Here is a 14,876-nt window from a genome sequence, read left to right on the forward strand (position 1 = left end):
GAGCTTTACAAGCGGCGACCAGCAATGATGGAAGAACTTGCAGAGTTTTAAAATGTATTAAGTGGTGTCTGTGTCCAGGCACCATTTTCTTTTCTCTGAATTTATGGTACAACTATTAAAGGAAGCTGATTTTGCTTTCTTGTCAGCGGATTTTGTAAATATGTGCAAGGAGAAAGATTTTATGCAAGATGTTATTATTCGCTCTGCTACGGTAAATGATGCGGAGCGGTTGTTGGAGATATATGCTTATTATGTGACGGACACGGCTATTTCATGGGAGTATGATGTGCCATCAGTGGAGGAGTTTCGCGGTCGCATCGAAAATGTTCTGAAAAAATACCCCTATCTGGTGGTAGAGGAGAATGGGGTGATTATGGGCTATGCCTATGCACATCCCTTTGTGGGCCGGGCGGCCTATGACCATTCCTGCGAGCTGACTATTTATCTTGATAAGGAGTCCAAGGGCCGGGGCTATGGACGGAAATTATATGAGGCCCTGGAGGCAAAGCTGAAGGAAATGGGCATACTGAATCTTTATTCCTGCATCGGGGATCCTATAGAGGAAGACGAGTATTTGACCAGAAACAGCGAAATGTTCCACCAGCATCTGGGGTTTACCAAGGTGGGCACATTCTATAAATGCGGCTATAAGTTTAATCGCTACTATAATATGATCTGGATGGAAAAAATCATCGGGGAGCACCGTTAAATATTGGTTGCCGATTTAAATGACCGCCTTATTCCCTATTGCTTTAGTAGGCTTTATGCTGTATAATTTAAGAAAAATAGTGAGGGGCTGTTAAAGGCGTAGCTGAAGGGTTACGCCTTTTTATACATTTCACTGAATGCTTATATTTATTGGGTATTTGAGAATTTAGGGGTGAGGGAAGATGAAATTTGATTTTGATGAAATTGTGGATCGGCAGAATACCAATGCACTGAACACTGATGGCTTCCGGGGCTATATTTTCCATGCGGGGCCTGAGAAGGTTTTTCCCTATAAGGACGAAGAATTTGTGCGTATGTGGGTGGCGGATATGGAATTTGCCACGCCTCAGCCCATTATAGATGCTGTGAAGGCAAGGCTGGACCGCCGTATTATGGGCTATACCATGATGTTTAAGGATGACTATTATAATTCCTTCTCCGCCTGGTGCCATAAAATGTACGACTGGAGCTTTCCAAAGGAGGAGCTGGCCTTTTCAGCAGGGGTCATTCCCGCCTTATATCAGCTTATTGAGCTGCTGGTGGCAAAGGATGAAAAAATTATTATTCATACTCCGGCCTACGGATATTTTCAGCATGCTGCGGAATACAACGGCGTAGAGTATGTTAAGGCACCTCTTCTGAAGACTCAGGGGGAGTTCAATATTGATTTTGATGGCCTTGAGAAAATTGCCTCTGATCCGAAGGTGAAGCTGCTTATTTGGTGCAATCCCCACAATCCGAGCGGGCGGGTGTGGACCGAGGCTGAACTGAAGCGGGTGGCGGAAATAGTGGAGAAGAATGATTTGTGGATTATTTCCGATGAAATTCACTGTGATTTGTTGCGTACAGGGGTGAAGCATATTCCTACCGCCAAGGTTATGCCCAATTACAAAAGGCTGATTACCTGTATGTCTGCCAGCAAGACCTTCAATATGGCCGGATTGATGTTTTCAAATATTATTATTCGCGACAAAAAGCTTCGCAACGATTTTAAAGGGCGGGACAAGAATATTGGCATGCTGAATCCTCTCTCCATTGCGGCCCATCAGGCAGCCTATGAACACTGCGGTGAGTGGCTGAAGGAGCTTAAGGCGTATTTGGACGGCAACTTCCGTTATGTGGACAGCTTCCTAAAGGATAAATTGCCAGAGGCGGTATTTAAAATACCAGATGCCACATATTTGGCCTGGGTGGATATGGGGAAATGTCTGCCGGGAGTGGAGAATCTGGCGGATTTCTTTGCCAATAAGGCCGGAGTGCTCCTGGAAGGAGGCGACGACCTTTTTGTGGGCAATGCCAAGGGCTATGTGCGCCTGAATCTGGCCATGCCGCAGGCAATAATCGCCAAGGGCTTGGATAGAATGTATGAGGCGATAAAAAACATCGGTGAGTACCGTTAAATAAAGGGCTGCTGATTTAAATGGCCACTTGATTTGGATTTGAGCGCTTAGAGGTGAAGTTTTGCTATGCTTCAGATTTATACAGGCAAGGGAAAGGGAAAAACCACGGCGGCTATTGGGCTGGCCATCAGAAGTCTGGGGGCGGGGCATAGAGTGTTTTTCCTCCAGTTTATGAAGAGCCTGGCCTACAGCGAGCAGAAGATTCTGAAGGAATTTGCCCCAAGGCTTCAGCTGAGAACAACGGGAAAGCCCTTTTTCGTGGCGGCAGAGGGAATGCTGTCCGATGAGGAAAAGGCAAAGTGGGGAAATGATGTGGTGGTATTTCCACCAGGGGAGCCCCCCAGGGATTATGTGGAAATGATAGCCGAAGAATTTAATGCCGCCAAAAAGGAAATTTTGGCCATGAAGCCGGAGCTTCTGGTGCTGGACGAAGTGAATGTGGCGCTGTTTTTCGGCCTGATAAGCAGGGAGGAAATAGAAGCCTTGCTGAATGAACTGCCTGAAACCACAGAGGTGGTATGTACGGGAAGAAATGCGCCCCAGTGGCTTCTTGACAGGGCAGATCTGATTACGGAAATGAAGGAGATCCGCCACTATTACATCAAGGGAGTAGAGGCCCGCAGAGGCATCGAAAATTAAAAAGCGACACAATAAAAGCCGAATCATATCTATAGAGATAGAAGTTCGGCTTTTATTATGACGTTTTACTTAAAAGAATTTGACTACTAGATAAGTTGGCTTTAGCATTTCCCCAAAAACAAGACAGATTATCAAGACCTGCCACTTAGGTGGGCAATGACCACCTTATTAAAATAGGAGAAATTCACTCCATTAAAGCATGTGGGCTCTCAGCTCTTCACCGGAAAGTGGGCTCAGATATGCAGGGGCAATATCAAATACGGTCTTGCAGCCAATGTTGCCCTCCTGGTGGAGGCGGTTAATGGCGCGGGCATAAGCCACGATTACAGAAGCGGTGAACTCTGGGTTGGAGTCCAGCTTCAGACTGTATTCAATAACGTGCTTGTTCTCGTTATTCCAGCCGGTGGTGCCGGTGCGGAATACGAAGCCGCCGTGTGGAATGCCGCTGTGGTCCCTCTGCAGCTCTTCCTCGGAAATGAAATGTACGGTGGTATCATAGTCGGAGAAGTAGTTTGGCATCTCCTTGATTTCCTTTTCGATGGCTGCCTTGTCAGCACCCTCCTCAGCCACTACGAAGCATTCACGGGTGTGCTTCTGGCGGGTGGTGAGCTCAGGATTTTCCCCGGCACGGACAGAGGCCAGTGCGCTGTCAACTGGGATGGTGTACTGCTTGCCGTTCTTTACGCCCTTTACACGGCGGATAGCGTCGGAATGTCCCTGGCTTACGCCCTTGCCCCAGAAGGTATAGTCGTTGCCATTAGGGAGAATAGCGTTGGCATAGAGACGGTTCAGTGAGAACATGCCAGGATCCCAACCAGCGGAAATAAGGGCAATGTGGCCATTGGACTTTGCCGCGCGGTTTACGTTTTCAAAATGCTCCGGAATACGGGCATGGGTGTCAAAGCTGTCGATTACGTTGAAATGCTCAGCCAGGGCAGGAGTCATTTCAGGCAGATCAGTGGCACTGCCGCCGCAGATGATCATTACGTCAATCTTGTCGGCAAATTTTTCCACGTCATTGGCGGAAGCTACTGTTACACCGGCAGTCTGAATTTTTACAGTGGATGGGTCACGGCGGGTGAATACAGCCACCAGCTCCATATCCTCGCTGTTCTTTACTGCACATTCGATACCACGGCCAAGATTGCCGTAGCCATAAATACCAACCTTCATATTAAGTCACCTCATAAGAATCATTTGATATACTTGATTAGTATATCATTTTAAATTGCTATAACGCAAGAGTCATATTATGTATACATTATTACAATATTGAAAAAGTGTAGTAAATTCCTCCTATATAATAATAGCCTTTTTAACATCTTATATGGTAGAATGACCTAAAGGGGTGTCAGATATGAACGAAAATGACAATATTCAGCAGAATACTGCCGAAATGTGCAAGGGCGCGGTGAATATTGACCAGCTTACGGGCTTGCCACTGATGCGCTCTTACTGGGATCTGGTGGAGGACAGGATCAGAACAAATCCTCTCACCAGTACGATGATGTCCGTGAATATAGCGAATTTCCAGTATTTTAACAAATGGTACGGACGGGATAAAGGAGATGCTCTCCTGGCGGAACTGGGTCAGTATTTCCAAAAGCTTCGTCAGGATTATGATCTGATTGCCGGATACATGGGCAGTGACTATTTTTCCGTATTTTTTAAGGAAGATCAGGATTTGGTAGATGCTCTTATTGAGAGCGTCAAGCTTATTGTGAGCAGATATATGACGGATCCGTTGTTCCGTCCTTTTTGGGGTGCTTACAAATATACGGAAAATGATACCACCAATGCCATTGATATGTACGATTACACCATCATGGCCATGGGGAAGTCCTATCGTTACACATATAGTGACATCAATTGGTTTAGTGATGCCATGGCCAAGGATCTGGCCACCACCGTTGATCTGATGCCACGGATCCAGCGGGCTATGGCGGATGACGAGTTTACCATTTATCTGCAGCCGAAATGCCAGATTGTGGATGGCAGAATCGTGGGTGCAGAGGCACTGGTGCGTTGGATTAACTCCGCTGGGGAGACAATTATGCCGGGGAAATTCGTTTCCTTCCTGGAGAAAAATGGCTACATCACCCAGCTGGACCAGCATATTTGGGAGATTACATGCCGTACTATCCGCCGCTGGATGGACACGGGCCTTCCTGTGCTGCCTGTATCCATCAATGTTTCCCGCATTGATATTCAGAATATGGATGTGGTGCGGGTTCTCACGGAGCTGGTACATAAATACCAGATTCCTGTAAGCTCACTGGAAATAGAGATTACTGAAAGTGCCTACGTGGAAAATGAGAGCATTGTAAAGGAAGCAGAGGAAGCCCTGAAGCTCAACGGCTTCAAGATTATTATTGACGATTTTGGCAGCGGTTATTCTTCCCTTAATATGCTGAAGGATGTGGATGCGGATGTGCTGAAGCTGGACATGCGTTTCCTGGATTTTTCCAACGGCAACCGAGGCCGGGGCATTAATATTATCTACTCCATTATAGATATGGCCCGCCAGATTGATTTGCCTATTATAGTGGAAGGCATTGAGACACTGGAGCAGATTGAGCTCCTGTCCATGATGGGCTGCGAGTACGTACAGGGCTATTACTTCTATCAGCCAATGTCCATCGAGAATTTCGAGGCCATAATTTCCGACGAAAACAATGTGGCTACATCTAATATACACAAGCGTAAAATGACCCGTTCCTATCTGCAGGATATCACCGCCTATTTCTGGAAGGTGGCAGAGGTTAATCCGTGGACCGGGGAATATCACTTCATAAAGAAATCCGAGGACAAGGATGGGGTTATGGGACCTCGCCCTGTTACCATTGAGGATTACGTGAAGCGCTATGTGGAAATCGGCATGGTACACAGCAGTGACAAGGAGAAATTTATAAATTCCACCTCCATGGTGGCTACCCAGCTGCAGATTGCCAAGAAGCAGCACCGCCGCCGGGTTCATTTGCGTTGCATGAAGGAGGGCCGTTATGTTTGGGTTACCTTTGAGTGCATAGTGCCAAATGTGTTTTCCAAGAATAATCCTTGGGTGCTTTACACCTGGAAGATTGCAGATACAGACGTGGCTGTCCGCCAGGATACCATGAATATCATTGACAAGACCTTCAAGACTATCCTTAAAATGGACGGTCTGAACGGCAACTGCGAGATTATCCAGCTTGACAAGGATGAGGAGGCCCTTGGCTTCCACATTTCCAAGCATTTTTCCACCTGGAACGGGAATATTATCGACAATCATCTGATTCACCCTGACGAGCTGGAGGATTATAAGGAATTTACGGATATAAGGAATATGACCGCCAAGCTGGCAGCTTCGGACAAACCGTTGAAGTTCCAGTATCGCCGCAGGGTGGGGGATATCTACCACTGGGTTTGCATGACTGTTTCCAGAAGCCTTGAATACAGTGACGAGCATCCGGTGCTGATGGTGATGGTGCAGTATATCAATTATCTCTTTGAGCCTTACGAATCGGCCAAGTATACAACGGCGGATTCCCTGAAGAATTTGCTGAGCTCGCTGCAGTTCGTCATTCATCTTGACATTACTCAGGAGCGGTTTGTGTCCAGCCAGGATTTGGCAACGGTGGAAATCGAGACGGGCATAGTCAGCGATGACAAGTACATGGTGGGAGTGCGTCATCTGGTGGAGAAGTCTGTGCTGCCGGAATATAAGGATGTTTATCTGGCCTTTATGGACCGGAACTGGCTGTTGGAGAAATTCGGCGAGGGCCATACCACTCTTTCCCTGGAATACCAGCGTACGGTGGACGGAAAGCCTGTCTGGGAGCTTATCCTGCTGCTTCTCTATCGGGATAAGACCACTGGCCATCTGATGGCCACCGAATACATCTACAATATAGATTCCCAGAAGCGTATAGAGATGGATTTGAAGGCTTCTTTAAAGGTTCGTGAAAATTAATCTAAAATCCACTTTACAAATCCCATACCTTATAATAAAATGTCTTTCGTTTGGACACCCACTGTCAAAAAGTGCGGTTACAAATTTTAGACGAAGGGGATTTATTATACTGTGGTTTTAGAAGATTTACAGTCCCTGCGCCAGGCAAAGGGATATAGTATACATATGGTTGCTGAGCTGCTTGAGATTTCGGTGGACAGCTATTTGGAGCTGGAATATTCCGTAAGGGAGGCCAGTGACCGGGAAATGAAGATGTTGGACAGGATTTTTGGCGAGTGACTTGATTTTTGATTTATCTTGTGATAAGATATATGGTATGCGATAATGGATTAAAATACCTGAGGGGAGTTTTGATATGCTGGATGTCAATACAACAAAAATTCGTTGTTCCGGAGATGTAACCGATAAAACTCATGGTCAGTTTATATGCGGACCTCTTGATCGTGGTTATGGTACCACCATTGGTAATAGTCTCAAGAGAATTCTCCTGTCATCCATCCAGGGTGCAGCAGTTACTGCTGTTAAGATTGCCGGTGCTTCCGCCATGGACAGCAAGCTTTCTGATACCCATGAAGATGCAATTGATATAGTTTTGAACTTGAAGAGCCTGTGCATTGAGCCAGTTGAGAACGAAATGGTGGCTCACATTGATGTTAAGGCTGATGGCGAGGACCTGGAGGTTACTGCTGCTGATATTACTGCAGACAGCGAGCTTCAGATTATTAACCCTGAGCTTCACATTGCTACTGTAAAGGCTGGCAAGAAGCTCTCCATGGATTTAAAGATTATGAGCGGCTGTGGCTACATGGCTGCTGACAAGAATACAACTGCTGACAAGGGTATGTTCCCTATCGATGCACTGTTTTCCCCAATTGACCGCGTTGATTATGTGGTTAAGAATACCCGTGTTGGTAACATTACCAACTATGACAGCCTGACTCTGGATATTTTCACCAACGGTTCTGTAATGCCTGCTGATGCTTTGAAGCTGGCTGCCAACATTATGATTGAGGGCCTGAACCCATTCCTGGCTCTCTGCGAGGATACCGTTGTTGATGAGCCAAATCCTGAAAGCTACAGCCTGGCCTCCGATGACGGGGACAACAGCCGTGAGGCTATGGAAGAGCTGCTGAATGCTCCTATCAGCGAACTGGAGCTGAGCCAGCGTTCCACCCACTGCATGCAGCGCAACAATATCTTTACCATCGGTGATCTTGCTTCCAAGACTACTGATGAGATTATGGGTTTCAGAAATCTGGGCGCAAAGTCCTTCAAGGAAATTTGCGACAGACTTGCTGAGCGTGGCCTGTCCCTGAAGTCCGGCAGTTCTGCTGACTGATAGGCACTGGTTTTAAATTTAATGTGTAATACGCCGTTCATTTTGAGCGGCGTATTTTATTGTTTTAGGAAATCAGATTGGCCTGCCCAGTCCGTTTTTTATTTTTGCAGGATTTTTGTTACAGATGTGGTAATATATAAATAAGGGAAATTTTAAAATTACCAAGTTCTATTGAGAGAGGGTTCGGATATGCATATCGCTTGCCTGGATACTGAGTCCACCAGTACAGGAATCAGCAATGAGATTTTGGAGTTGTCAATTTTAAATGAGCAGGGAGCTCTTATTCACAATCAGCTTTATAAGCCAAAGAAGGTTCACAAATGGCATTATGCCGAAAGGGTACACGGCATAACTCCTGAGATGGTGGCAGACAAGCCTTATTTTGTAAAGCACATACCCAAGGTCCAGAAAATCTTTGACAAGAGCGAGATGATTTTGGGGTTTGCAGTGGATAACGATATAAGGGTGCTGGAAAAATACGGTTTCCAGAATTTACCGGAAAAGGCCATGGATGTCCGAGACCTCTATTGGGCTGTGTTCCATGAGGAAAAGGACTTTGATTATTATCATGTGCCACGGTTGGTGGTGTGTGCCGAGGAATGCGGCTACACCTGGCGTGACGGCTCTGCCCATTCTGCAGCGGCTGATGCTGAGGCCACCCTTTTCTGCTTTAACTACCTGGTACGGAAGTTTGTGGAAAAGTACAACCTCTTTGAGCTGCAGGACAAGCCGCACCTAAGTACAGAGGAAATAAACATCGTGTGGGAGCACCTGCGGAAGCTGCTCCGCGAGGAACGCCACAACAAGGCTGTGGAAAAGGCCAAGGGCATGCTGTATCTGGTGGATACACCTCAGGGCTACGCCATCTATGCCCGTAAGCGTCCTCTTACGGAGGAGGATAAGGAGCGTTTCAAGGAAAAGAAGCGGAAGGTTATCTGCATTATTGAGCTGGCTGATTCCCAGAAGGGATACGAGGACCTGCTGGCCCGCTTTGCCCCAAAGATGATCGGCGGGGAAAATTATTACAAGGCCTTCTATCAGCTGAATGATCAGGATATTGAGCTGTTTAAGAATTATACCAATGAGTTTATCGACGAGGCCTATCTTGAGGAGAAAGGCTAAAGGGCTGAATCAGTTGGTCTGAATCAATTGGATGGAATCCTTGGAGCTGCTGATAATTTGATATTTGAAAAGTGAAATAATCTTCCCTGGCGTGGCCGGGGGAGATTTTTTGTGGGGAAAATGAGTCCTTTCGCAGGTTGACAATATTGGCCTCATTTATTAAATTAGACAATGAGGGATAGAGACGGAGGATTATATGACATTAAAGAGAAAGATTATTTGGTCCACAATTTCAGTTTTATTGCTTCTTTGCATTTATGTGTGTTATGTGGCGCGGCCGGTTGATGTGGCCACTGACACCGAGGTGGAGGGCTTAAACAGTGAGGTGGAGCAGATACTGTATTATGCAGGGCTTGCCCCAAGCTCTCATAATGCCCAGATGTGGGATGTGAAGGTTTATCCGGCAGAGGGAAAGATCGTTATTTCCCCGGATACTTCCAGACTGTTGTATGCAGTGGATCAGGAAAGCAGGGAAGCCTACATTTCCATGGGTGCCTATGCCCGCAGCTGCATGCTGGCCTTTGAGGCCTATGGATATAACACAAGTATCCACGTCAGTGACAATGGCCAGAGTATTACGGTAATTTATGCCAACAGCGGCATGGCCAGGGATGAGGGGCTTCTTGCATTGATGATGAGGCGCCATACTGACAAGCGGGCTTATACCAGTGCCGGGATTCCCGAATTTTTTCAGGAGGGGCTGAAGGGCATCAGGGGGGCTGTGTTTGTTCCCGATTCCACTGATGCGTTTGATCTGATAAAGGATCAGACCCTTGCTGCGGCAGAGGAGCAGATGAACAACCAGGACATCCGCGACGAGCTGGCGGACTGGCTGAGGTTTTCCAATGGAGAGGCAGAAGAGAAAAAGGATGGCCTCACTGCGGAGCAAAATGGTATAACCGGCTTGAGAAAGGTAATATATTACACTTTGGGCAGTCACTGGTTTGCCAAGGGGGATACCTTTGCCCAGACGGGTTATGAACTGACCCGGCGCCAGGCGGAGAGCTGTACAGGCTATCTTTTGCTTACCTCCAATGATACAAATATTGGTTATATTGAAGCGGGGATGCATCTGACAGAGGCATGGCTCTATGCGGTCCGCAATGATATTGAGGTTCAGCCCATGAGCTTTGCCCTGGAAAGCAAGGCCCGCCGCTTTGCAATCCAGAACGCCCTGAAGCTGCCATATACGCCTCAGATGGTACTGCGTATCGGTTACGTTGACGGTGACTATGGGGCAAATGCCCTGATCCGCCGTGATTTAAAAGACTATATAGAAGTTAAATAAACAAAATACTATATAAGCTAAATTAATTAAATATTTATGTGCTGAATTTATGTGCTGAAATTTTTGCCGCTGCAAGGGATTTTAATTCCTCTGCAGCGTTTTTTTATACTAACACCCTTTAAAAAGCTAAAGTATTTCTTTGCTTTCACGTTCACCTGTGGTAGAATAAATGTGTTGTCGTGTAAGTTGGTGTATCGACAGAGTAAATAAATGTCGTTGGGAGAGATACAGATGCATCAGGAATTTTTGATGGGCAATGAAGCAATTGCCATGGGTGCCATAGCTGCCGGCGTGAATCTGGTGGCAGGGTATCCGGGGACCCCATCCACTGAGGTGCTGGAGACTGTGGCAAAACGCAGGCCGCAGGACACCTATGTGGAGTGGTCCATTAATGAAAAGACGGCTATGGAGGTCGGTGCGGGGGCTGCTTATACAGGGGCCCGTGTAATGGTTACCATGAAACAGGTGGGACTTAATGTGGCTACTGATCCCCTTATGTCCCTTGAATATATCGGTGTTAAGGGTGGAATGGTGGTTCTGGTGGCAGATGACCCGGGGCCAATATCTTCCCAGACGGAGCAGGATACCCGTCATTTCTCCAGATTTTCCAAGCTGCCATGCTTTGATCCTTCCACGGTGCAGGAAGCCTACGAGATGGTGCAGGATGCCTTTGAATATTCGGAAAAATATAGGACACCTGTCTTTCTCAGGTCCACAACCCGGGTTTCACATGGCTATGCTTCCATTGATGTGAAGGATGAAGAAGATTACAAAAAAAATACACCCGAAGGGTTCATAAAAGATACCAAACGGTGGGTTATATTCCCGAAGCTGTCGTACCAGGCCCATATAAATATTGAGGCCCGCAACGTGGAGCTGGCCAAAGAGTTTTCCTCCTATGACAAGAATCTGCTGCTTAATATGGAAAGCAAGGCATTCCCTAAAAAGGGCATTGCCACCGGCGGCTTTAACTATACCTACGTTTCCGAGACATTAAAAACCTTAGGCGATGCGAGATTTTTAAAGGTATCCACGCCCCATCCATTCCCGGAGGAGCTGGCTGTAAAGTTTCTGACGGGACTTGATGAGGTTATATGTATTGAGGAGCTGGATCCTGTTATTGAGCGGGAGCTTATATACATTGCGGGAAAATATCAGCTGCCCGTAAAGATATATGGCAAGCTGACATTGGACGTGAAGAATTCCGGGGAGAACTCCCTGGATTCTGTTATGGGAAATCTCACAAAATTCCTGGGGGTAAATCCTCCTGAGACCGGAGCCCTTTCTGAGGATGACAAGGCGGAAATGCCAGAGCTTCCAGTCCGTCCGCCGGTTCTTTGCGCCGGCTGCCCTCATCGCGCCTCCTTCTACGCTGTAAAGCAGGCCATGAAGGGGAAAAAGACTCTCTTTGCGGGGGATATTGGCTGTTATACCATGGGAAATGCCATGCCCCTTGATATGGTGGACACATGTCTTTGCATGGGAGCGGGCCTTGGAATTGCTCAGGGGGTGGACCATATTGAGCCGGATACCAGCTGCTTCGCCTTTGTAGGTGATTCCACCTTCTTTGCGGCGGCAATTCCTGGAGTAATAAACGCTGTATACAACCAGGCGGATATGACATTGGTTGTCCTTGACAATTCAACCACTGCCATGACCGGTCATCAGCCACATCCTGGCACTGGCCAGACCATGATGGGGGATGTGGTTAATAAAGTAAGCATAGAAAAAATATTAAAGGGCATTGGCCTGGAATTTGTGGAGACGGTGGATCCACTGGATTACAAGAAATCTGTGGAGACTGTAAAGTCAGCTGCGGCCCTGCCGGGGGTCAAGGCCATTATCTTCAAATCCCCGTGCATTGCCATTGTTAAATCCGACAAGTGCCTGGCAGTGGACAATGACAAGTGCATAAACTGCCGCAAGTGTATCCGCGAAATCGGTTGTCCGGCCCTTATAATACGTGATGACAAGGTAGTTATAGATGATTCCCTCTGCACCGGCTGCGGTCTTTGCAGTCAGATATGCCCGGTGGGAGCAATTGGAGGTGATCATCATGAGTAAGAATATTGTTCTTTGTGGTGTAGGCGGACAGGGAACTATTCTGGCCTCCAAGCTTATCAGCGGGGCGGCCATGAACAGGGGAATTCCAGTCAAGAGCGCCGAGACCATTGGTATGGCACAGCGGGGCGGCAGTGTATTCAGCCATCTGAGGCTGGGGGATGATGTGGACTGCCCTATGATTGCCAGCGGAAGTGCTGATATAATTATTGGCTTCGAGCCCGGAGAGACAGTCCGCATGCTTCCATATCTGAGGAAGGGCGGCCAGGTTATAGTGAGCAGCCGTCCTGTAATGCCCGTGACTGCAGCCCTGGCAGGCTCCAATTACAATGGCAGCGAGATGCTGGATTACATCAGAAAAAAGGTTGATAAGGTTATCGTTATAGATACTGAAAAGGCCTGCAGGGAATTGGGCTCTGCCAAAATAGTGAATCTGCTGCTGTTGGGGGCGGCGGTAAACAGCGGGGCTCTGGGCCTTGATGAGGAGGATATCCGCAAGGTTATTCTTACCAGAATCCCTAAAAAATTCCATGACCTTAATTTTAAAGCTCTGGAATATGCTAAAAAATCCAGCCTTTAATAGGGCTGAAAAGATTAAGCAATCCAAAAAAATAAACTGATAGGGGTAAAATCGAAATGAAGATAACAGAGGAACAGCTTAAGCTTGTGAATGACCGTATAGATGCACTGGAGGCTGCCAACAGCTTTTATGGCAAGAAGCTGGAGGAGGCCGGCATTAATCACGTGGCTTCTCCTGAGGAATTTGAAAAACTGCCATTTTCTGAGAAAAATGATTTGCGTGAGGCTTATCCATTGGGACTGATGACAGCCCCACAAGAGGACATAGTCCGCATACATTCATCCTCAGGAACCACGGGAACTCCCGTTATTATTCCTTATACCCAGAAGGATGTGGATGACTGGGCAACCATGTTTGCCCGCTGCTATGAAATGGCGGGGATTACCAAAAAGGATGTAATTCATATTACTCCTGGCTATGGCCTTTGGACTGCCGGAATTGGCTTCCAGGCAGGCTGTGAAAGGCTGGGGGCCATGTGTGTTCCTATGGGCCCAGGCAATACAGACAAGCAGCTTCAGATGATGCAGGATATGGGCTCCACCGTTTTGTGTGCCACCTCCTCATACGCACTGCTTTTGGCAGAGGAAATTGAAAAACGGGGTATTAAGGATAAAATTCATCTGAAAAAGGGGGTTATCGGCTCCGAGCGCTGGGGGCAGAAAATGCGTGAGCGCATTTCCAAGGAGCTGGGCATTGAGCTTTATGATATATACGGTCTTACTGAGATTTATGGTCCTGGAATTGGCATCAACTGCAAGCATGATACGGGTATGCATTACTGGGATGATTATATTTATCTTGAAATCATCGATCCACAGACATTAAAGCCTGTTCCTGATGGGGAGTGGGGAGAGATTGTCATTACCACTCTGGTAAAGGAAGGGGCTCCGCTGATTCGCTATCGGACCCATGACCTGTCCAGAATCATTCCGGGTGAATGCCCATGCGGCAGCAAGTTCCCACGTCTGGATGTTATCGGCGGACGTACAGATGATATGATGAAAATCAAGGGCGTTAATGTATTCCCTAAGCAGATCGAGGAAATTCTGGCTGAGTTCCCTGAGCTTTCCAGCGAGTATCAGATCCGCATTTCCCATCTGGACGGCAAGGATACCATGCGTATATATGTGGAGACAAACGGCAGCGTGGACTTTTTGGATATGGCAAAGAGGGTCGCCACCAGAGTCAAGAGCCGCATAGGCTTCACACCGCTGGTAAAGGTTGTGGAAATCGGTCTGTTGCCTAGAAGCGAAAAGAAGAGCAAGCGCGTTATCGACGAGCGTTATGACTAAGAATTGATATACTCTCGAGTAAAATAGAGATGTAATTTTGAGGCGCATCTGAAATTTTGTAAAAGTTTTTGTTGACAAAATTTCAGATGCGCTGTATTATTATCATCGTTGTCGCAACAAAGGTTGTGAAACGAACCAGGACAACACAAAAATAATATCAAAAAAAGTTCTTGACAGAAAAGAACAAATAAGATATTATAAACAAGCTGACTCACGAAGCAAGAGCTTCTGAGAAAGCAAGGTGTTCTTTGAAAACTAAACAATGCAACAGGAATCATGCACACATGATTCAAGCCAGATGATGGAGCAGCTATTTAATATAGTTGCTAACATACATAATAGTTTGTGCAAAACTATGAAATTCCTTTATTAAAAGGTAATTCTAGAAACTTTAAGAGCCATTCAGGTTCTTCAAAATATTTTTTTGGAGAGTTTGATCCTGGCTCAGGACGAACGCTGGCGGCGTGCTTAACACATGCAAGTCGAACGGAGTGA

The 14,876-nt window shown here is 46.8% G+C and carries 12 protein-coding genes and 1 rRNA gene; 12 read left to right on the forward strand and 1 reads right to left on the reverse strand.

What is annotated here, in order from left to right:
- The first annotated feature begins 181 nt into the window (after positions 1–181).
- From T525_RS0106640 to T525_RS0106650, 3 genes are all read left to right on the forward strand, one after another.
- On the forward strand, positions 182–709 hold the full coding sequence (locus tag T525_RS0106640) for a GNAT family N-acetyltransferase (protein WP_027406564.1): 528 nt from the start codon (positions 182–184) through the stop codon (positions 707–709).
- A gap of 181 nt (positions 710–890) precedes the next feature.
- Positions 891–2,108: a MalY/PatB family protein gene (locus T525_RS0106645; protein WP_027406565.1), complete on the forward strand. Its 1,218-nt coding sequence runs from the start codon at positions 891–893 to the stop codon at positions 2,106–2,108.
- A gap of 66 nt (positions 2,109–2,174) precedes the next feature.
- Complete coding sequence (locus tag T525_RS0106650) at positions 2,175–2,747, forward strand: cob(I)yrinic acid a,c-diamide adenosyltransferase (RefSeq protein ID WP_027406566.1); 573 nt, start codon at positions 2,175–2,177, stop codon at positions 2,745–2,747.
- Positions 2,748–2,939: 192 nt separating this feature from the next.
- Here the strand turns inward: T525_RS0106650 and T525_RS0106655 are convergent, their stop codons facing one another.
- Positions 2,940–3,920 (reverse strand): diaminopimelate dehydrogenase, encoded by a 981-nt coding sequence (locus tag T525_RS0106655; RefSeq protein ID WP_027406567.1) that lies wholly within the window; start codon positions 3,918–3,920, stop codon positions 2,940–2,942.
- Between the two features lie 184 nt (positions 3,921–4,104).
- Between T525_RS0106655 and T525_RS15595 the strand changes: the two genes are divergently transcribed.
- The 9 genes from T525_RS15595 to T525_RS0106700 form a co-directional block, all read left to right on the forward strand.
- Entirely contained in the window at positions 4,105–6,699 is a 2,595-nt protein-coding gene (locus T525_RS15595) for an EAL domain-containing protein (protein ID WP_027406568.1), read from the forward strand.
- Positions 6,700–6,810: 111 nt separating this feature from the next.
- Complete coding sequence (locus tag T525_RS16285) at positions 6,811–6,978, forward strand: helix-turn-helix transcriptional regulator (protein WP_156945625.1); 168 nt, start codon at positions 6,811–6,813, stop codon at positions 6,976–6,978.
- Between the two features lie 76 nt (positions 6,979–7,054).
- Positions 7,055–8,038: a DNA-directed RNA polymerase subunit alpha gene (locus T525_RS0106670; RefSeq protein ID WP_027406569.1), complete on the forward strand. Its 984-nt coding sequence runs from the start codon at positions 7,055–7,057 to the stop codon at positions 8,036–8,038.
- Positions 8,039–8,227: 189 nt separating this feature from the next.
- Positions 8,228–9,160 (forward strand): exonuclease domain-containing protein, encoded by a 933-nt coding sequence (locus tag T525_RS0106675; RefSeq protein WP_027406570.1) that lies wholly within the window; start codon positions 8,228–8,230, stop codon positions 9,158–9,160.
- 196 nt (positions 9,161–9,356) lie between these two features.
- Positions 9,357–10,448: a hypothetical protein gene (locus tag T525_RS0106680; protein ID WP_027406571.1), complete on the forward strand. Its 1,092-nt coding sequence runs from the start codon at positions 9,357–9,359 to the stop codon at positions 10,446–10,448.
- Positions 10,449–10,679: 231 nt separating this feature from the next.
- Complete coding sequence (gene iorA, locus T525_RS0106685) at positions 10,680–12,512, forward strand: indolepyruvate ferredoxin oxidoreductase subunit alpha (RefSeq protein ID WP_027406572.1); 1,833 nt, start codon at positions 10,680–10,682, stop codon at positions 12,510–12,512.
- A complete protein-coding gene (locus tag T525_RS0106690) occupies positions 12,505–13,089 on the forward strand; it encodes an indolepyruvate oxidoreductase subunit beta (RefSeq protein ID WP_037325341.1) in 585 nt (194 codons plus the stop codon). Before iorA ends, T525_RS0106690 begins: the two co-directional genes overlap by 8 nt.
- A 56-nt stretch (positions 13,090–13,145) precedes the next feature.
- Positions 13,146–14,381, forward strand: a complete 1,236-nt coding sequence (locus tag T525_RS0106695) for a phenylacetate--CoA ligase family protein (protein WP_027406574.1) — start codon at positions 13,146–13,148, stop codon at positions 14,379–14,381.
- Between the two features lie 421 nt (positions 14,382–14,802).
- Positions 14,803–14,876 (forward strand): 16S ribosomal RNA (locus tag T525_RS0106700); the annotation flags it as partial.

Source organism: Anaerovibrio sp. RM50 (assembly GCF_000622005.1).
Lineage (GTDB): Bacteria > Bacillota > Negativicutes > Selenomonadales > Selenomonadaceae > Anaerovibrio.